The sequence below is a fragment of the Streptomyces arenae genome (assembly GCF_022343545.1).
In the GTDB taxonomy this organism is placed as follows: domain Bacteria; phylum Actinomycetota; class Actinomycetes; order Streptomycetales; family Streptomycetaceae; genus Streptomyces; species Streptomyces humi.
The window spans coordinates 1-18,990 of sequence record NZ_JAKQYH010000033.1; the positions used below are offsets into that span (position 1 = coordinate 1).

The window sequence follows — 18,990 nt, forward strand, 5'->3', positions numbered from 1 at the left end:
GCCCGCAGAGAACGCTTCGACAGGTCGGTGGAGTTTCAATGACCGAGTCAAGGAGCCTTTTCCAACCTGTTCGCCGCGAGCGTGGTGCTCGGCTGGTCATGCACCTTCGGTGTCAAGTCGCTTCGCGGACTGGAGTAGGTACTCGGGCAGTTTCGAACTGGCCGCCAACACCTCGATGCCGATGAGGCGGCCCTGCTCGTCAAAGTCGAGGTTGATCATGCCGTCGACGTCCACTGGATCGCAGGGATACATGCGCGCGGACTTCACGCGGGCCTGCGGTTCGGTGAGGTATACGTACGCTGCGTTGACGGTCTTGTCGTAGGTGACTCTGACATCTGTCACGGTGAGTGGTCTCCCTTGCTGTCGCTGATGGCGGCGATGTCCTTGTCCATGCCTCCGGCAGCAGCGATCTCAGGCTCCCGTGACGAGGTGCAGGGCCAGGACGGCCTTGACGATGTCGGTGATGCGGGTGGTGCTGCAACGGAGTTTGCGCAGGAGCCGCCAGCTCTTCAGCGTGGCGTTGGCCTGCTCTCCGACGGCTCGGATCCTGGCGTGGGAGGAGTTCACCGCCCGCTTCCCGGCTGGGAGCCTGCTCCAGCGGCCCCGGTAAGGCACCCGGATCGTCCCCTGGGCTCCCTGATATCCCTTGTCGGCCCACGTCCGGATGCCGACTTGGGTGAGCGCTTCGATGATGCCGTGGGTGCGTGCGGCCTTGATGTCGTGGACGGCACCTGGCAGGGCAGGTGACACCCAGATCAGGCGTCCGAACGCGTCGGCGATGACCTGAACGTTCATGCCGTGGCGCTTGTGCTTGCCGGAATAGTAGGGGCGGTCGGCGGCAATGCGGTCGATGTGCAGCAGGGTGCCGTCCAGGATCACGAATGCCTTGCCGGCGGCGACGGTCATGGCCTGCGGGAGGGTGGGGGCCAGGGCAGCCAGTACCTCAACCGCCTCGACGATGTACCGGTAGACGGTGGCCAGCCCAATCCCGAAGCCGGCCGCGAGCTGGGCGTACGTGTGCCCGCAGCGCAGATGAGCCAGCGCGAGCAGAGCCTGTCGGTCCGCGGTCAGGCGGCGCCAGCGCGTGCCGCGCTCACGCCGCCGGGCTCTCAGTAGGCCGGACAAGTAGCGCAGGGTCGAGGTGGACAGATCGATCCCCGATGGGTAGACAAGCACGTGAAGCTCCGGGCGGACAGGTTGATCTTGGTCGACAACCCATCTACCAGGAGCTTCACCTTTTCCTCAACGCCGTCCTCAACCAACCGACATGCTACGCAACCAGGTTGGAAAGGCCTCAGTCAGAGGAAATCGCTCTGATTCGACCCCGGTTCGACCTGGATCGCTCAGAGGCAGTCAGAGGCATCGGCCTCCCAAACTGCCCTTTGAGCGACCGGCGTTGACCGGTTCGGATCCAGGGTGACGACTCTGGCAGGCCTCTCGTGCGTCTCCGGTCGAGCCGCGATGGTGACGCCTGCCTCCGACCGGTGCCAGAGCGCACGAAAGCCCCCAGGACGGCAATCCTGGAGGCTTCGCTGGCACCGATTGGAGGTCGGTTCCGGACACCACCGCTGGTTTTAGCGGGCCTGGGTGGCGTCCATGTCCTTGGGACGACCCCAGAATGCCACACCCCACAACCCATCCGCACTACTCCCCGTCGGCTCCACGTCCGGATTTCTCCCCGCCAGAGGCAGTCGCAGGCCACCACACCGCGCTGCAGGGACTCGCCTCCCTCCCCAGGGCCGCCGCCGACCTGGTCCTGCTCGGCGACCTCACCGGCCGCTACGCGGTCGGAAGTTATAGCAGGCTGCGGGACGCCGGAGGCGGCCCTGACCGGGCCGCGGAGCAGCCCGGCGCCGGAGGCGGCCCCAGGGCGTCGTGTGGCACCGTGACCAGTCGAGGTAGCGCTTGCCGGGGCAGCCGTTCGGCTCGCCCTCCCGTCGTCCGAGACCGGCCAGCGGCACTGACTGCCTGTCGGGGGCACGTGAGTCGCTGGGACTTGGTCGGGGTTCGTGCGACAAGGAGGGCGATGTCGTCGGCGTGGTCGGTGGCCATGCCGGCGAGGAGTTCGTCGCAGAAGGTGTCGAGGTCTTCGCGGGCGAGGGCGGCGGCGTGTTGTCGTAGGCGGGTCACCCTTGGGCGAGGTCTTCGCCACGGCGTTCGATGAGGCCATCGGTGTACATGAGCAAGGTGGAACGGGCGGGCAGCGTTTCGGTGGCGTGGTGGCGCGGGAGGCTGGGGTCGACACCGAGGAGAAGGCCGCGGCCGCCTCGGAGGTAGTGGGTGTCGCCTTCGTGGGTGACCAGCAGGGGTGGCGGGTGGCCGGCGCTGGAGTAGGTGATCGTCCAGCCGCCGTCGTCGTCCTGGTCGAGGAGGGCGTACAGGCATGTGGCTGTGGCCTGCGGATAGAGGATTTCGTGCGCGAGGTCGAGGCGGTGCAGGATGCGCCCGGGGGGTTCTTGGCGGTCACAGCCGATGCCGCGCAGCATGGTGCGCAGCTGGCTCATGGTGATGGCGGCGCGTAGGTCGTGGCCGGTGACGTCGCCCATGATCATGGTGGTGCTGCCGTTTGGCAGGGGGAAGCTGTCGTACCAGTCGCAGCCGACTTCGGCGGTGGCGGCGGGTGCGTAGGGGTAGTGACCTGTGCGGGGAAGAGGGTCTGGGTGAGCGTGGTGTGGGCGGCGACGTCGCCGGATTCCGGACTGTTCCATCCGGTTAAGAGACGTTCAGACGTGGAGGATTTGTCGGACCGCTTCAACGACCTGCGTTCGCATGGACAGGGCTACGTCGAGGTTCGGTTGCTGGACAGGGAGTTCCCGGTGCTGATCCTGGCCTTCCGAGATGATTACGCGGTCGTCCATCTGATGAGTGACGCTGAGCGGATGTCTCTGCTCGTAGGAGACGGCTCGGTACCCTCGGGTGCCGAGGTCGAAGTGCCGATCATGGACGACCACGCTGCGTTCACGGGCGCCTTTGTCCTGGATATCGATCGAGCGTGGAACCTGGTGCACGAGTTCACCCAGACGCAGGCGGCCGGCCCTCTGGGTAAGTGGTGTGAGGTGTAGCCAGCAGCTCGTTCCATGATCATGGTCGGTGCTTCTTCAGCCGTCTCCAGCAGATGAGGCAGCAGGCCAAGGAAGACGAAGGCGTCGTGGAGTTCGGTTCGGCGTTCCCAGCGGACGGCGAGGCGTTTGAACTGGTGGAGCAGGGCGAAGGCCTGCTCCACGACGCCCGTCGTCTGGGTCGAGGTCGAGTGCCAGGCTCCGGGTCCGCTGGCCGGTGCCTACGGCGCGACCCAGGGCGGCACCCCCACCCAGAAGCATGTCCACTCCATCATCCGCACCCCCAACGGCAACGACTACGGTAAGGAACTCCTCCGGCAGCACTACCTGACCTCACCGCACCACCGGCGAGACCCATGACGTGACCGGAGCCAGCCTCCCGTCATTCAGCCTGCCTCCGGTTACCGCGCCGGGTCGCACCCGCCACAGGAGGCGGCCCGGCGCCGACCTTTGCCTTGTGTGCCTCGCCGGGCAGCTCGGATGGTCTCCTCTCGGCGCGAAGCGAGCGGGCCGCGTGGTCGTGGCTCTGGCCCTGACAGCAGTCGGCGTAGTGGTCAGGCCCGGCGGACACCCTCGGCCCGGAGCCTCGCGCGGCCAGTGATCTTCTCTCCCTTCCCCTGAAGAGCCGCATGTCGCGCACCCCTGCACGAAGATCGACGAGACACACATCGAGCTGACGGGTCCTCAGATCTCGTCAAGGGCGACCGAATCGCGCGAGGCGATATTCCGGCGAACCGGGGTAGCCGCCAGACACCCAGCGGTTGGACGCTCACGCTTCAAGGAGAACGATGCTCACACTCACGTCCCGGCGTCTGCGCGGCACCGCGCGTCGGGTCTTCGGCTGGCAGCGGTTGCGTCCTGCCCAACTGACCGCGATGAAAGCCGTGATGAAGGGGCGTGACGTACTCGCCGTCATGCCAACCGGCGCGGGCAAGTCCGCCGTGTACCAGGTGCCCGCCGTCCTGCTCGGTGGTCCAGTCGTGGTCGTCTCGCCGCTGATCGCGCTTCAGCGGGACCAGATGCAGAGCCTGTTGGCATCCGGCGTGCTGCGCACCGCCGCCATCAACTCCGCGCAGCGTCAGAGCGACAACGAGACGGCATGGGCCCGCATCGGTGCCTCTTCGGTCGACGTGGTCTTCCTCGCTCCTGAGCAGTTCGCCAAACCGGATGTCACAGACCGGATCGCCGCCGTCCGTCCCCGGCTGCTGGTGGTGGATGAAGCACACTGCGTATCGTCCTGGGGGCACGATTTCCGGCCGGACTACCCGCGGCTGCGGCACGCGCGGGAGCGGCTCGGCAATCCGCCGGTGCTCGCCCTGACCGCGAACGCGGCGGCCCCGGTGCGACGCGACATCGCCGAACGTCTCGGCATGAACGACCCGGTGGAGATAGTGGCTGGCTTCGACCGTCCCAACATCCACCTGGACGTGTCCGCCTTTCAGGACGCGGCCGCCAAGGAGCGGTTCGTCGTGGAGCGGGCGGCCATCGAGCAGAAGCCGGGAATCCTGTACGCCGGAACACGGAAGGCAGCGGACAGCTATGCGGAGCAATTGAGCGGCCTCGGGCTGTCCGCCGCCGGCTACCACGCGGGCCTCTCCCCCACCGAACGCCGCCAGACCCAGGACCGGTTCAGCTCCGGTGAACTCGACGTGGTCGTGGCGACCTCGGCGTTCGGGATGGGCATCGACAAGGCGAATGTACGATTCGTGCTGCACGTGTCCGTCCCCGGTTCTCTCGACGCCTACTACCAGGAGATCGGCCGGCCGGCCGCGACGGCGCACCGGCCAGGGCGATCCTCGCCTACCGCCCGCAGGACCTGGGTCCGCAACGCTTCTTCGCCGCAGGACGGGACCGTCTTCCGCAACTCGGAGACGACAGGGTGCGAAGCCGGGCAGACCAGCCGTGACGACATCAAGGTCGATCTGCCCCGAGCCGTCTAGGAGTGGGCCGGGCCGGACTCGGTCGGCGAGTTCCGCTTGCGGCGAGCGGCCCGCACGCCGATGGTCCCGATCAGCAGCAGCACACACACTGTGCCGAGGGTGAACGCCTCGAACGAAAGGCGTGACACTCCCCAGGTGTCCTGGAAGGAATAGTCGATCCCTACGAGGCCTTCCAGGACGCCGGGGAAGAGAGCGGACCAGGAGCCGGTGAGAATCCAGGCGTAGACCAGCACGGCGCACACCATGAAGCCCCGGTTCCCGAAGGGGACTTGGTAGGGGCGCGTGATGTCGGGCCTGCGGATCCGCAGTGCCACCAGGGCAGGAATGATCACCAGGTAGGACAGCAGGAGAGTGGTGACGGCCACGGTGAGGACCACCGCGAAGACGGCTCCGGCGTCACCGTCCGCGAGTTGCATGGCGGCGAGCATGAAGACGGTCGCGACCGCCCCGGACAGCAGGTTGGTGCGGACGGGAGTTCCCAGCCGAGGGTGGAAAGCGCCCAGCGACCGCGAGAAGAACCCGCCGTCCGCGGCCGCCATGGCCTGCATGCGGTCGCTGACGATCATCCAGGCGCTGCCCTGGGTGAGGAGGGCGAACGCGAACATCACCCCGGCGCAGGTCAGCAGAGGACCGGAGGCCGCGCCGTAGACACCGAAGACGAGTCGGGCGCCCTCCATGAATCCGCCGATGCCCGTCATCTTGTCCGCGGGAACGACAGCCAGGAGCGCGAGGACCGGCAGCAGATAGCAGCATGCCGCGACGGCTGCGGAGCGCCCCAGGGCTGTGGGCACGTCGCGCTGCGGGTCGTGCATCTCCTCGCCGGCGGCGTTGGGGGCCTCGAAGCCGACGTAGGCGAAGAGCAGGATGGGGACGAGTGCGAGGAAGCCTGCCGGCGTCGGACTGAAGTGCGCGTCCTCCAGGCCCCGGAAGCCGTGCTCAACCCCGTAGAGCACGGCGGTCAACGTGAACAGCGCCAGGGCCAGGACCTTCATCGCGGCACCGGCGGTGGTGATCCACTTGCCGCGGCGCAGGGACACGACGGCGGTGAGAATGGCGATCCAGACGAACGAAAGCTTGAAGACATAGTCGGCGAAGGTGCCCGATCCCAGCGAGAAGACGAAGCCGTCCCAGGTCTCGGCCGCGAGGAAGACTAGTGATCCCCCGAGCCAGATCGGGTTGGTCACCCAGTAGAAGAGGGTGGCCAGTGCCGCGACCGGGCGGCCGAAGGCGAGTTTGACCCACACGTAGGGGCCGCCCTCCTGCGGGAACGCCGCGCCTGTCTCGGCGAAGAGCAGGGCGTAGGGGATCAGGAAGAAGACCGCGATGACCGCGGTCCAGGTGGCGGCCTCGCCGCCCCCGGTGGCGATCTGGCCCACCGTGTCGAAGGAGATGACCGCGGCGATGGCCATGGCGGTGATGTCGAAGCGTTTCAGGCTGCGCCGCAGCGGGGTGGCGTCGTGCTGGGCCTGCGCGTTGCTTGGTGCTGAGAGGTCGGAAGACACGGGCAGTTCCTTGGGAGGGGAGGGGACTGCGGAAGGGGCGCGTGCGGGCGCGGCGACGGTGTGGGGTCCGTGTCGGGTGGAGCGGTCCGGGGAGGCCCGGCATGGGCCGGGCCTCCGACGGGCATCAGGCGGGGCGGATCTCGCCGGTGGGCTCGGTGCGTTCCAGGACACCGCGCAGGGCCGATGCCGCTTCCTTGGCCTCGGCCTCGGTCATGATCAGCGGCGGGGACAGGACGAGGCTGTGGGCGGAGTCGCGGACGATGACACCGGTGTCGCGGCGGATGACGTCGTGCGGCATCCGGTCCGGGTTCAGGGGCAGCGGGGTGCGGGTGGCGCGGTCGGCGACGAGTTCCACGGCGAGCATCATGCCGACGGAGCGGATCTCACCGACGACCGGCAACTCGCCCAGCTGTGACTGGAGTTCGGCGTGGAGTGTGGCGCCGAGGGTGGTGGCTCGGGCGAGGAGGCCCTCCTTCTCGATGATGTCGAGGTTGGCGAGGGCGACGGCGGTGGCGACCGGGTGGCCGTTGTAGGTGTAGCCCATGGGGAAGCCGTGGTCGCGCAGGAGGACCTCGGCGACGTGGTCGCCGACGAGGAGGGCGCCGAGCGGGACGTAGCCGGAGGTGATGCCCTTGGCGGTGACGATGATGTCGGGGGTGACTCCGAAGTACTGGGCGGCGAACCACTCCCCCACGCGGCCGTAGGCGGTGACGACCTCGTCGAAGATGAGGAGGATGCCGTGCCGGTCGAGGACCTCGCGCACTCGCGGCCAGTAGTCGGCCGGCGGGACGAGCATGCCGCCGACGCCCATGATCGGCTCGCCGATCATCGCGGCGATGTTCCCGGCGCCGATCTCCGCGATGCGCTCCTCCAGCTCGCGGATGAGGAAGTCGGTCGGGTCCTCGCCGCCGTACAGCTCGGTGCGGTACGGCCACGGCGGCGTGAGGTGCGAGACGTGCGGCACCATCGGCGAGAAGCCCTCGTGGTACACCGGGAACCCGGTGGCCGAGCCGCCACCGTAGCCGACGCCGTGGTAGGCCTTGTCGCGCGCCAGGATCCAGGTGCGGCTGCTCTCACCGCGGTGGTGGTGGTAGTAGCGGGCCATCTTGATCGCGGCTTCGTTGCCTTCCGAACCGCCGGAGGTGAAGTACACGTGGTTGAGCGGGTCGGGAGCCAGTGAGGCGAGACGGGCCGCGAGCGCGATCGCGCGGTCGTTGGAGAACTCCCAGAAGCTGGTGAAGTACTCCAGCTTCTTCATCTGCTCGTGGGCGACATCGGCCAGCTCGGCCCGGCTGTGGCCCACTTGGGCGAGCCACAGGCCACCGGTCGCGTCGAGATAGCTGCGGCCGTCGGTATCTGTCAGGCGGCAGCCGTCGCCCTCCGTCATGATGACGCGCTCGGTGGCGCTGCCCGGCAGGTACGGGTGGATGATGTGGGAGCGGTCCAGCCGGACCAGATCTGCGGCGTCGAGGGTCATGTCCGTGCGTCCTTTGTCGGTTGCGGGAGGCGGGCAATGCAGGGCAGCTGGGGCCGTTGAGGTCCGGAGGTCACGAGTGGTCGATCCAGGTGGTCTTCAGGCCGGTGTACTTGTCGAAGGAGTGCAGCGAGAGGTCGCGGCCGTGGCCCGACTGCTTGAACCCGCCGAACGGGGTGAACGGGCTGAGCGCGTCGACGGTGTTCACCGAGACGGTGCCCGCGTGCAGGGCATCGGCGACGCGGTGGGCGCGGGCGAGGTCGCGGGTCCACACGGAGGCGGCCAGGCCATAGGCGGAGTCGTTGGCCAGGCGGACGGCCTCGGCCTCGTCGCGGAAGGGCACGACCGTCAGCACGGGTCCGAACACCTCGTCCCGCACGAGCGGCGCGTCGGGACCCAGGCCGGTGACGACGGTGGGATCGAGGTAGGCGCCCTCGCGGTCGGGGCGTGTACCGCCGCATACGAGGGTGCCGCCCGAGGCTTCCACCGCCGCGAGGATGCGCTCCACCTGGGCCTCGTCGACCAGCGGACCGAGCCGGGTCGCGGGGTCCAGCGGGTCCCCGGGCAGCCAGCCGCGGGCGTGTTCGGCTACCCGGGCGGTGAACTCGTCGGCGACGGACGCGTCGACCAGCAGTCGGGTGTTGGCCGAGCAGACCTGCCCGGCGTTGTAGGTGAAACCCCAGGCGGCGCGTTCCGCGGCCGCCTCCAGGTCGGCGTCGGCGAACACCACGTTGGGGCTCTTGCCGCCGGCCTCGGGCCAGACCTGCTTCATGTTCGACTCGGCCGAGTAGGCGAGGAACCGCTTGGCCACGGCGGTGGAGCCGGTGAAGACCAGGGTGTCCACGTCCGGGTGCAGTCCCAGTGCGCGGCCTGCCGTCTCCCCCGGGCCGGGCACGACGTTGAGCACACCGTCGGGCAGCCCGGCCTCGGCGGCGAGTTCCGCCAGCAGCAGTGCGGACAGCGGTGACTGCTCGGCCGGCTTGAGGACGACGCTGTTGCCCGCGGCCAGGGCGGGCGCCAGCTTCCAGCTCGCGATGTCGAGCGGGAAGTTCCAGGGCACCACCGCGCCGACGACGCCGAGCGGGGCACGGCGCACGAGGGCGAGGCTGCCGGGCGGGGCCGGGGCGACCTCGTCGTACAGCTTGTCGAGGGCCTCCGCGTACCAGGCGAAGACGCCTGCCGCGCCGGGCACGTCGGTGCCGTAGGACTCCGTGATGGGCTTGCCCATGTCGAGGGTGTCGCACAGGGCGAGTTCCTCGCCGTTCTCCTCGATGAGGCGGGCGAGGGCGAGCAGGACACGCTTGCGCTCCGTGGGGGCGGTGCGCGACCAGCGGCCGTCTTCGAAGGAGGTACGGGCGGCGCGCACGGCGCGGTCAACGTCGGTTGCCGAACCGGCCGCCACCTGGGCCGTGATCTTGCCCGTCGCCGGGTTGACGGTGGGCAGCCATTGGTCGTCGGCCGGGTCGGCCCACGCACCGTCGACGAACAGGCGTGTACGTGGCGAGAGGGCGGCGGCACGCTGCAGCCAGTGCGAATGCGTCGTCATGCTGTGGCCTTCGGTTATGTCGGGGGACCTGAGCGAACCGAAACCCGTCCGGAGCTCATGCGATCTGCCCCCAGGGCGCCGCCTCGCAGTGGCGGGCGCGAACGGGAGGCGGGGCGACTCGGTGATGAGCCCCCTCGTCGATTTCTTTGAGTCGAAATTCAAACAATTGATGAACCAGCCGTCAATGCTCTCGTCAGAAACTTCTTGCTGAAACCGTTCCGAGTAACAGAGAATTAACCACCATGAGCAAAGCCGGTAGACCACGTAACCAGACGGCACGGAGGCAGGCCCTGGTCTCCGCCGCGGGGCAGGCCATCGCACAGCGCGGCCTCGAAGGCCTGCGCATCAAGGACATCGCGGACGCGGCGGGCGTCTCTCAGGGCTCGGTGCTGTACTACTACCCCGAGCTCGGCGACCTGGTGCTGGAGGTCCACCGTGAAGCGGTCGAGAGCTTCGTCGCCGCACGCCAGCGAGCCTGGGACGAGGCGCCCGCTCCGGACCCCGTCACCCGGCTGCGGTCGCTGCTCCACAGTGGACTGCCCGGCGGAGCGGATGATCCGGTGCACGGGCTGCTGTACGAACTGCACCGGCGTGCCGGCTGCAGCCCCGGCCACGCCGAGCTGATGACCTCGCTCTTCGCCAGGGAGGTCGCCCTCTATACGACCGCACTGGAGGTCGGAGCGGCGACCGGCGTCTTCACCCTCACCGCGAGCGCGCAGGATCTGGCACACGGACTCGTCGCGCTGGAGGACGGGTACGGCCTGCACGTCGTCAGCCACAACGCGGCTCTACGGCCGGACAGGACCCGCGAGCTGATCATGGCCCACGCACGTGCGGTGACGGAGTGCGCCGAGTTGTGATGCCACGCCGACCGGCCGGCACGAGGCATCGCATGATGCCTCATGCCGGCCGGTCCGTGGCCTGGTCAGCGGCTCGGGTCGCGGGCGGCCGCGATCTCCCTCAGCAGTTCCATGACAGCCCGCGCTCGGGCGGTCATGGTCATTCCCTCCACGGAAGCCAGCTTGACCTCCAGCGGAGGGCTGTCGTCGCGCAGTTCCAGTGTCGCGATCTCGCCGCCGCCGTAGGTCTGGGCGGTCGCCGGGCGCTGGTTCAGCACGGAGTAGCCGACGCCACGAGCCACGAGGGAGCGCACGGTCTCGTAGCTATTGGTCCGGTAGCGCACGTCGGGGGCGGTGCCAGTGGCGGCCACCAGGGAGCTGAAGTAGTCCCGGCTGTGGGGCAGGTCGAGCAGGACGAGGGGTTCCGCGGACAGCTCGGACAGTTCCACTGTCTCCCGGCCGGCCAGCGGGTGGTCGGCCGGGACGATGACATAGGCGGGGGCACGGGCGATGGTCTCGCTGTGCAGTTCCGTCCTGGGTGCCAGACCGAGGTCGTACGTGAGGGCGAAGTCGATCCGCCCCGCGCCGAGGGCCTGGACTAGCTGGTCCGTCTCCTCTTCCAGCACCTCGATCTCGATGTCCGGGTAACGTCTGGTGCACTCGCTCAACAGCGGCGGCAGGTAGTACGGAGCCAGGGTCACGAAACAGCCGACGGCCACCGGTCCCGAGAAGCCCTCGCCCTCCCCTCGCGCCTCCCGTTCGACCTCCCGGGCGCGGGCCAGAAGCTCATACGCCTGCTGCTGGACCCTCTCCCCCGCGGGTGTCAGGGTGAGGCCTCGGCCTCTACGGCGGATGAACAGCTGCACCTGGAGCTCTTGCTCCAGGTTGTAGATGGCCGTGGAGACCGCCGACTGCGCGATGTGGAGCTCCAGCGACGCCTCCGTGACCGAACCGCGCTCAGCGGCAACCAGGAAGTAACGGAGCTGAACGAGGGTGAAACCCACCGGTGACGTCATACGAGACCCCTGCGCCTGCTGACTCATTCCGTGCCCGACTCTATGCGGAAGTCGTCTGGTCGCTGTCGACGGACGCGTCGGACTTGTCCTCGGGACGCAACAGGGGGGATCCTGCGGTTTCCTTGAGGGACAGAGCCGCGACCAGACCACCGACGGCGAACACCATCAGGTAAGGACCGGGCACCAGCGTGCTGCCGGTCGCGGAGATGAGCACGGTCATCAGATAGGGCACGGTGCCGGCGAACAGAGCCGCGGTGATGTTGTACGCGATGGACAGTCCGCTCTGCCTTGTACGGGTGGGGAAGATCTCCGCCGACCACACCGCGTAGGTGCCGAGGATCGCGGCCAGGATCGCGCCGAGCAGCAGTCCGGCGATCCAGGTTCCGGTGAGTCCGGTCCGCATGAGGAGGAAGGACGGGGTGGAGAGCACCAGCAGAGCCGCGGTCGCGCCGACGAATACCGGCTTGCGCCCCACGCGGTCGGAGAGCCTGCCGAAGAGCGGCACGAGCACCAGGCCGAGCAGCGAGATGACGGTGGACAGCAGAGCGGCGCTGTCAGCGGTGTGTCCCAGGTGGTCGGTCTCGTAGGTGACCAGGTAGGTCAGCACGGCGTAGAACGGCACGTGCATGGCCGCCATCAGGCCCGCCGCCTGGAGCAGCTGCCGCTTGTGGGTGCGCAGCAGTTCCCGCACGGGACTGCGCGGGACCATGTCGTTGGCTTCGAGCGCCTGGTACTCGGGGGTGTCCTCGATCTTGTTGCGGATGATGTAGCCGATGACACCGAGCGGCGCGGCGACGAGGAAGGGGATGCGCCAGCCCCACGAGGCCAGTTGGGCGTCGTCGAGACCTGTGGAGAGCAGCAGGAAGACGAAGGACCCGGCGAGAAATCCCAGCAGGGAGCCCACCTCCAGCCAGCTGACTCCGAACCCACGGCGCCGGCGCGGGGCGCTCTCGGCCAGGAAGCTGGCCGCGCTGCCGAACTCACCGCCGGCGGCGAAGCCTTGGATCAGACGCAGCACGACCAGCAGTATCGGTGCGGCGACCCCGATCGAGGCGTACCCGGGCAACAGCCCGATGATCAGGGTCGCCCCGGACATCATGAAGATGACGAGCGACAGGGTGCGCTTGCGGCCGATCCGGTCTCCAAGCGGTCCGAACACCATGGCACCGCCCGGCCGGATCCCGAAGGACACGGCGAACACGCCGAAGACGGCGAGCAGCCCGGTGGTTCCGTCGTCCGACGGAAAGAACACGTCCGCGACCGTACTGGCGAGATAGGCGTACGCAGCCCAGTCGAACCAGTGCACGAACACGCCGACGGCTCCGGCGGCGACGCTTCTGCGCAGGGCGACGGCGTCGGTGGTCACCTCTGGCTCTTGGGCCGTGGCGTCGGTGTCTCGAATAAGCATGCGCGTCTCCTTGGAGGGACGGGGGAAGAAGCCGGAACCGTGCGGGTGCCGTCGGCTTCGGGCCCTCAGGGGGCGGGCGGGCCGGTCAGGAAGGCCGGGCTGGTCAGTGTGTGGAGTTCTGCCTCGGTCAGCAGTGCGCGCTCGCGCACGAGATCGAGTGCCGGTCTCCCGGAGTGGTGCGCCTCCAGCGCGATGACGCAGGCTGTCTCGTAGCCGATCGCGGGGCTGAGCGCAGTGACCAGACCCGTGGAGGCGGCGACAGTCTCGGCGAGCCGCTGCCGGTTGGCGGTGATGCCGCGGACGCAGGACTCGGTGAGCACCGTGATTCCCGCCGCGAGGTGGTCCAGTCCGGCGCTCAGACTCCGGTAGATGATCGGTTCGAACGCGTTGAGCTGCAGCTGTCCGCCCTCTGCGGCAAGTGTGACGGTCACGTCGTTGCCGATGATCTCGAAGGCGATCTGATTGACCGCCTCGGGGATCACCGGGTTCACCTTGCCCGGCATGATGGACGAACCGGCCTGGCGGGCCGGAAGGTTGATCTCACCGAGCCCGGCCTGCGGCCCCGATGAGAGGAGACGCAGGTCGTTGCAGATCTTGGAGAGCTTCACGGCGACCCGCTTGAGCACTCCTGACAGCTGGACGAATACACCGACGTCCTGAGTGGCCTCGATGAGGTCGGGCGAGGACACCAGCGTCGGGATGCCCGTCAGCCGGCTCAGGTGGTCCACCGCGCGTTCGCGGTAGCCTAGGCGGGCGTTGAGGCCCGTACCGATCGCGGTACCGCCGAGGTTGAGTTCGTGCAGCAACAGCCTGGCCTCCGCGAGGCGAAGCTCGTCCTCGGCCAGAGTGGCGGCGAACGCCCCGAACTCCTGGCCCAGCGTCATGGGCACAGCGTCCTGCAATTGCGTACGCCCCATCTTCAGGACGTCGGCGAACTCGGCCGCCTTGTCTGCGAAGGCCTCCCGGAGGCGGGCCAGGGCGGACAGCAGTTCACCGATGTGCGCGTCCAGCGCCAGCTTCACAGCGGTGGGGTAGACGTCGTTGGTGCTCTGCCCGAGGTTGACGTGGTCCAGGGGATGCAGGGCGGCGTACTCGCCACGCCTCTTGCCGAGCCATTCCAGGGCGCGGTTGGCGATCACCTCGTTGGCATTCATGTTGGTCGACGTACCGGCGCCGCCTTGGATGAGGTCGACCACGAACTGGTCGTGCAGCGCGCCGTCCCGGATCTCCGTACAGGCCTGTGTGATCGCCGACGCGAGTGTGCCGTCCAGTGCTCCGACGTCGGCGTTCGCCAGGGCGGCGGCCTGCTTCACCGCAGCAAGCGCGCTCACCAGATGAGGGCGCGCGGCGAGGGTCTCCCCTGTGATGGGGAAATTGGCCAGCGCCCGGACGGTGTGTACGCCGTAGTAGGCGTCCTCGGGTACGGCGATGTCGCCGAGCATGTCGTGCTCCGTGCGACGGTCACCGCTCACAGCGGTAAGTGCCCTCGTCATGCCGTCGCTCCCCCGCTTGGCGTGCCAGACGCGCCACGGTCGACACCGGTCCAGGCGAGCCCGATCGCCCCGTCGAGCAGGGCCCGCTCGGCCTGCCCGCCCACGCAGTACGCGGCAAATTCGTGCTGGTGGTTGGTGGCGGGCAGCGAGCCGATGCCGATGTAGGGGTGAATGGCCGGCACCACCTGGGAGACGTTGCCCATGTCGGTGGAGGCGCGGTTCATGCGCGCTGCCTGGCCGGGCGGCGCGAACTCCCGCCCCAGGGCGAGCGCGTTGAGCCGGTAACTGCCCAGGGCGGTCTCGTCGGTGCGGAACTCCGCGTACGGCTTGCTCTCCGGCTCGATCTCCAGATCGCAGCCGGTGGCGAGGGCGCCGGCCTCGAAGGCGCGCATGACGCGCGGCTCCAGTTCCGCCAGTTCGGCGAGCGTCTCGGCCCTGACGTACCAACGTCCCGTAGCCCGTTCCGGGATGGCGTTCGGAGCGTCCCCCGCGTGTGTGACGACGCCATGTACGCGTGCCGACGACGGAAGTTGCTGGCGCAGCAGGCCGATGGCGACCTGGGCGACGGTGAAAGCGTCGGCCGCGTTGATCCCGGCCTCCGGGTAGGCGGCGGCGTGCGCCGACTTGCCGGTGTAGGAGACCTTGGAGTGGCTGACCGCGAAGGGGCGTGCCTCGGCTACGTCGACCGGCGCGGGGTGCACCATCATCGCGAGGTCGACCCCGGCGAAGGCGCCCCGGTCCAGCATGTCGATCTTGCCGCCGCCGCCCTCCTCGGCCGGGGTGCCGTAGACCTCGACCGTGAGTCCGGCGTCGTCCGCGACGGCGGCCAGGCCCAGAGCGGCGCCGACGGAGCTCGCCGCGATGAGGTTGTGTCCGCAGGCGTGCCCGAGACCGGGCAGCGCGTCGTACTCGGCGCACAGCGCGATCCGTGTCGGCCCGCTGCCGAACTGCGCGTGGAAGGCGGTGTCGAGGCCCAGGTAGGCGGAGGTGACGTCGAATCCGGCGCGGTCGAGGAGTTCCGGTACAGCTGCCGCGGCCCGGTGCTCCTCCCAGGCGGTCTCCGGGTCGGCGTGCAGCCGCTCGGACAGACCGATCAGCTCCTCGGCGTGCCGGCCGACCGTCTGGCGGGCAGCTTCCTTCAGCGTGATCGTCACAGATCCCCCGGTACGCCGTAGGAGGGTGAAGTGGCGGGGTCGAGGCCGCGCGTGACGTAGTCGTCCCGCTGCGGCAGCCACACGTCGAGGAGATCGCCGAGCCGGTCGATCGGGTCGTCGGCCCAGTCCACCCGCAGGTCGGTCACCCGCCAGCCCACGTCCGCGACGACCGCCATCCCCGCCGAGTGCACCGGCCCTTCCTCGCCGCCTGCCTCGATGGCCGCCTTCATGGCGGCCAGCAGCCGCTCCTCCAGCTCCCCCGTGGCGGTGGCGTACGCGTCCAGGAGGACATCGGGGATGCCTGTGCCGGACAGCATGTTCCCAGCCGCCACCGCTCCGTCCGCGGTGGCCGTCGCGTGGGTGCCGAGGGTCTGCGAACCGCTGAAGGCGAACCCGGGGCCGGAGCGGCCCAGTACGGTCAACTGCCGGTACGCGATGGTGTTTTCGTTGCGCGCCGAGCCGGTCACCTCGGCCAGGGCGCGCTCCGCGTCGCCGTGCTCCGCGAGCGCGCCGAGCAGGCTGGTGCCGAGTGTGGGGTCGGTGATGTTCTGGGAGGTGGCGGCGCCCACACCGGGCCGCAGATGGACGACGCGTGCGGCCACCGCCGGGCTCGACGAGCTGGCGGCGATGCCGAACCGCTCGCCGTCGCGGACCACGAGGGAGAAGGTCATGCCCGCTCCCCCTTCGGGATCACGGCGACGGCGTCGATCTCGCACAGCCACTCGGGGCGGGCCAGGGCGGACACCACCAGGCCGGTGGAGATGGGGTGCACGCCCTTGGTCCAGCGGCCCACCGTGCGGTACACCGCTTCCCGGTAGCGCGGATCGATCAGATAGATCGTCAGCTTGACCAGGTGCTCCATCCGGCTGCCCGCCTCTTCGAGCAGCATCTTGATGTTCGCCATCGCCTGCTCGGCCTGTGCCTCGGCGTCACCGATGCCGACCGACTCGCTGGTGTCGAGGTCCTGGCCGATCTGACCGCGCACGTACACGGTGTCGCCGGCCACGACTGCCTGACAGAGGTCGTTGTCGAGGCTCTGCTCGGGGTAGGTGACACGGGTGTTGAACGGGCGGATCCGGGTGTGCCCACCGGCGACGATCGGAGCCTTCGGCTTGGGGCCCTCAGTGGTGGAGGTCATCGATTGCTCCTCAGTTGTCCGTGCTGCTGTGGGCGAGGTAGCCGCGTTGGGTCGTTATGTGATCGGCGACGTAGCGGGCGTCGTGCCAGACACCCCAGATGAAGCTCGACCCCCGGCGGGACAGCCAGGGCAGGCCGAGGAAGTAGACGCCGGGCTCGGCGGAGACTCCGCGTCGCTGTACCGGCCGCCCCTTCTCGTCGAACGTGTCAACCTCCAGCCAGCCGTAGTCGGCGGCGAAGCCGGTCGCCCAGACGATCGAGGTCACACCGGCCTCGGCCAGGTCGAGCTCCAGCCGCGGCTCGGTCACGCACGCCGGGTCAGGCCCGAGGACATGGGCCTCGGGCTCCTCGGGCAGGTCGAGCCCGTTGCGCTCGACGTACGCGTCGGCCGCCTGGAGCAGCTCCAGGTACTTCTCGTCCCCGAGCGCGATGTTGTCGGCGAGGTCCGGTGCGAAGCGCAGCACGCCGTCGTCGTAGGACGCGGTCAGGCCGACGAGTTCGATGCCGTCGGCGGCGAGGGCCCGGAAGTCCACGGTGTGGCCGCCGCGGGCGCCGCTGACCGCGATCGTGACGTGCTCGGCACCCTGCGGCGGCGTCTCCGCGTCCCAGCGGCCCAGCACCCCGAGCCACCAGCAGAAGTCGCGCCCGCGGTACTCCCGCGGCGGGCGGTCGTGCGGACCGACGGAAAGCAGGACCCGGCGGCCGGACCTGCGCAGTTCGTCGGCGATCTGCACTCCCGAGGAACCGGCCCCCACTACCAGCACCGTGCCCTCGGGCAGCTGCTGCGGATTGCGGTAACCACTGGAGTGGATCTGCACCGGCACGGCACCGTCGGGAACGATGGGCGGAAACACCGGCCGCTGGAACGGTCCGGTCGCGGCCACGACGTAGCGCGCCTCGATCGGCCCCTGCGACGTCTCGACCCGGAAGCCGGGCCGCCCGGTGTGCCTGCGCACCGAGGAGACCTCGACACCGGTACGGACCGGGGCGCCGATCTTCTCGGCGTACGCGACGAAGTAGTCCGCGACCTGGTCCTTTGAGGCGAAGCCGTCCGGGGCGACGTCGGAGAACTCAAGACCCGGGAACCGGTCGTGCCACGCCGGGCCGTTCGCGACCAGGGAGTCCCACCGCTCCGAACGCCACCGCTCGGCGATCCGATGCCGTTCCAGCACGATGTGCGGCACGCCGAGAGCGCCCAGGTGCTCGCTCATGGCCACACCCGCCTGCCCCGCCCCGACGACGACCACTTCAGTCTCTTCACTCACCGTTCAGCCTCCACTCAGGCGGTAGTCCGTCCCGGTGTCACATCGACTGTGCTACCGCTGCGAACATCCTTGAACGTGGCCGAAAATCTGTCCAACAGACGTTTCCGTTGAAGGCGATCGAATTTTCCGATCCAGCGCTTCCGAAGAGCTCCCCCCCCGTTACCGTCTTCGTGGCTCCGCAACGGGGCCTCTGGCCTTCGGGTCCGGCATGACTTCCCCCCCTTGTTGTTCATGACAATGCCGTTGCTTTAGTGGTCGTGCCATTGGTGATTCAGCGTGATGACGACCGGGGAGCGGCGGTGGCTTGCGGGCTCTCCAGGGGCCTTGCTGCCGTACGGGGTGATGCAGGAGCGGATCTTGCGGGGGCAGTCACGGGACCGACGGCGGGGTAACAGACTCCGGCCGATCTCGGCTAGCCCGAGGTGCCGGTCCCGTCTGCGGGCGGAGGGGGGAAAGCCGCTCGGTGAGGTCACCATGCGGCGGACGACGTGCAGGGCCCTGGTGAACGAGGTCCGCTCGGCGGTGCTCCGGTGAAGCCTGGCGGCCTCGTTCAGCAGGTCCCGGGTGGCATGGTGGACGATCAGGTGCGCGTAGATCTCCTGCCGCACCCCGTCCGGTGTCTGCGACCTCAGAACCGGTCTGCCGCGCTGGTGGGTCTTGATCTCGTCGAAGACCAGCTCGATCTCCCAGCGCCGGGCGTAGAGCGCGGCCAGCTCGGCGGCCGGGTACTTTCCGTGGTCGGTGAGACTGGTGATCAGCCGGACGATGTCGGCCTGGCCGTCGACGCGGTACTCGATCACACGGATCAGGGCCGGTGGTGCCTTGACGGTTCCGGCCGCCTTGCTGTGCTTGTTCGCCTCGATCCGGGCGAGGTAGCTGCCGTCGGGCAGCACGTCCATCACTCGGCGGGCCTTGCGTCGCTCGATCCGCCACAGCAGGTGCGTGCCCTGGTCCCGCAGCCTGTGCCAACGGGCCAGACCCCACAGCCCGCGGTCGGCCAGTAACAGCGTGCCAGTCCCGCCATGGGCGCCCAGGGCGTCGGAGACGATCCGCTCGGACTCCTTGAACCCGCCGACCACGGCATCGAGCACGGCATGGGAGGAACACTCGGCCACCGCGACCACTCTGGCCTGCGGATACCCATCGGACTGCGCGCT

The 18,990-nt window shown here is 69.0% G+C and carries 17 protein-coding genes and 1 pseudogene; 4 read left to right on the forward strand and 14 right to left on the reverse strand.

Translation table 11 applies throughout. The features are described 5' to 3' along the window. Positions 1-96: 96 nt before the first annotated feature. The 3 genes from MB828_RS14770 to MB828_RS14780 all read right to left on the reverse strand — a co-directional run bounded on the left by MB828_RS14770 (position 97) and on the right by MB828_RS14780 (position 2,546). Positions 97-342, reverse strand: coding sequence for a DUF2283 domain-containing protein (locus tag MB828_RS14770; RefSeq protein WP_301648541.1), 246 nt, complete (start codon positions 340-342; stop codon positions 97-99). Between the two features lie 69 nt (positions 343-411). Further along, positions 412-1,176 carry a transposase family protein gene (locus tag MB828_RS14775; RefSeq protein ID WP_301648542.1) on the reverse strand — a complete coding sequence of 255 codons (765 nt, stop codon included), beginning with the start codon at positions 1,174-1,176 and terminating at the stop codon, positions 412-414. 950 nt (positions 1,177-2,126) lie between these two features. Beyond that, positions 2,127-2,546 carry a PP2C family protein-serine/threonine phosphatase gene (locus tag MB828_RS14780; RefSeq protein ID WP_343236168.1) on the reverse strand — a complete coding sequence of 140 codons (420 nt, stop codon included), beginning with the start codon at positions 2,544-2,546 and terminating at the stop codon, positions 2,127-2,129. 114 nt (positions 2,547-2,660) lie between these two features. On the opposite strand from MB828_RS14780, the gene MB828_RS14785 reads away from it, so the two are divergent. The 3 genes and pseudogenes from MB828_RS14785 to MB828_RS14800 form a co-directional block, all read left to right on the forward strand. Further along, positions 2,661-3,062 (forward strand): hypothetical protein, encoded by a 402-nt coding sequence (locus tag MB828_RS14785; protein ID WP_301648543.1) that lies wholly within the window; start codon positions 2,661-2,663, stop codon positions 3,060-3,062. Between the two features lie 126 nt (positions 3,063-3,188). Further along, positions 3,189-3,419 carry a hypothetical protein gene (locus tag MB828_RS14795; RefSeq protein ID WP_430381383.1) on the forward strand — a complete coding sequence of 77 codons (231 nt, stop codon included), beginning with the start codon at positions 3,189-3,191 and terminating at the stop codon, positions 3,417-3,419. 428 nt (positions 3,420-3,847) lie between these two features. Further along, positions 3,848-4,947: pseudogene (locus MB828_RS14800) on the forward strand (RecQ family ATP-dependent DNA helicase); the annotation flags it as partial. A gap of 48 nt (positions 4,948-4,995) precedes the next feature. On the opposite strand, the gene MB828_RS14805 reads toward MB828_RS14800, so the two are convergent. From MB828_RS14805 to MB828_RS14815, 3 genes are all read right to left on the reverse strand, one after another. Next, positions 4,996-6,501, reverse strand: a complete 1,506-nt coding sequence (locus MB828_RS14805) for an APC family permease (protein WP_301648544.1) — start codon at positions 6,499-6,501, stop codon at positions 4,996-4,998. A gap of 124 nt (positions 6,502-6,625) precedes the next feature. After that, positions 6,626-7,978, reverse strand: a complete 1,353-nt coding sequence (locus MB828_RS14810; protein ID WP_301648545.1) for an aspartate aminotransferase family protein — start codon at positions 7,976-7,978, stop codon at positions 6,626-6,628. A 70-nt stretch (positions 7,979-8,048) separates the two neighbouring features. Beyond that, complete coding sequence (locus MB828_RS14815) at positions 8,049-9,521, reverse strand: aldehyde dehydrogenase (protein WP_301648546.1); 1,473 nt, start codon at positions 9,519-9,521, stop codon at positions 8,049-8,051. Positions 9,522-9,763: 242 nt separating this feature from the next. On the opposite strand from MB828_RS14815, the gene MB828_RS14820 reads away from it, so the two are divergent. Beyond that, positions 9,764-10,381 carry a TetR/AcrR family transcriptional regulator gene (locus MB828_RS14820; protein ID WP_301648547.1) on the forward strand — a complete coding sequence of 206 codons (618 nt, stop codon included), beginning with the start codon at positions 9,764-9,766 and terminating at the stop codon, positions 10,379-10,381. A 65-nt stretch (positions 10,382-10,446) separates the two neighbouring features. Here MB828_RS14820 and MB828_RS14825 read toward each other — a convergent pair whose 3' ends face one another. The 8 genes from MB828_RS14825 to MB828_RS14860 all read right to left on the reverse strand — a co-directional run bounded on the left by MB828_RS14825 (position 10,447) and on the right by MB828_RS14860 (position 18,948). Then, a complete protein-coding gene (locus tag MB828_RS14825; RefSeq protein ID WP_301648548.1) occupies positions 10,447-11,376 on the reverse strand; it encodes a LysR substrate-binding domain-containing protein in 930 nt (309 codons plus the stop codon). Between the two features lie 40 nt (positions 11,377-11,416). After that, positions 11,417-12,784, reverse strand: coding sequence for an MFS transporter (locus tag MB828_RS14830; protein ID WP_301648549.1), 1,368 nt, complete (start codon positions 12,782-12,784; stop codon positions 11,417-11,419). A gap of 65 nt (positions 12,785-12,849) precedes the next feature. Further along, a complete protein-coding gene (locus MB828_RS14835) occupies positions 12,850-14,277 on the reverse strand; it encodes an aspartate ammonia-lyase (protein ID WP_301648550.1) in 1,428 nt (475 codons plus the stop codon). Next, positions 14,274-15,431: a M20 family metallopeptidase gene (locus MB828_RS14840; protein WP_301648551.1), complete on the reverse strand. Its 1,158-nt coding sequence runs from the start codon at positions 15,429-15,431 to the stop codon at positions 14,274-14,276. The genes MB828_RS14835 and MB828_RS14840 overlap by 4 nt, the downstream gene beginning before the upstream one ends. Then, entirely contained in the window at positions 15,428-16,102 is a 675-nt protein-coding gene (locus MB828_RS14845) for a DUF1028 domain-containing protein (protein ID WP_301648552.1), read from the reverse strand. The genes MB828_RS14840 and MB828_RS14845 overlap by 4 nt, the downstream gene beginning before the upstream one ends. Further along, positions 16,099-16,569 carry a RidA family protein gene (locus tag MB828_RS14850; protein ID WP_301648553.1) on the reverse strand — a complete coding sequence of 157 codons (471 nt, stop codon included), beginning with the start codon at positions 16,567-16,569 and terminating at the stop codon, positions 16,099-16,101. Before MB828_RS14850 ends, MB828_RS14845 begins: the two co-directional genes overlap by 4 nt. A gap of 10 nt (positions 16,570-16,579) precedes the next feature. After that, the gene (locus MB828_RS14855) at positions 16,580-17,833 is read right to left on the reverse strand and encodes a flavin-containing monooxygenase (RefSeq protein WP_301648554.1); all 1,254 of its coding nucleotides are present in this window, start codon (positions 17,831-17,833) and stop codon (positions 16,580-16,582) included. Positions 17,834-18,081: 248 nt separating this feature from the next. Further along, positions 18,082-18,948, reverse strand: coding sequence for an IS4 family transposase (locus MB828_RS14860; protein ID WP_301648555.1), 867 nt, complete (start codon positions 18,946-18,948; stop codon positions 18,082-18,084). Positions 18,949-18,990: the final 42 nt, after the last annotated feature.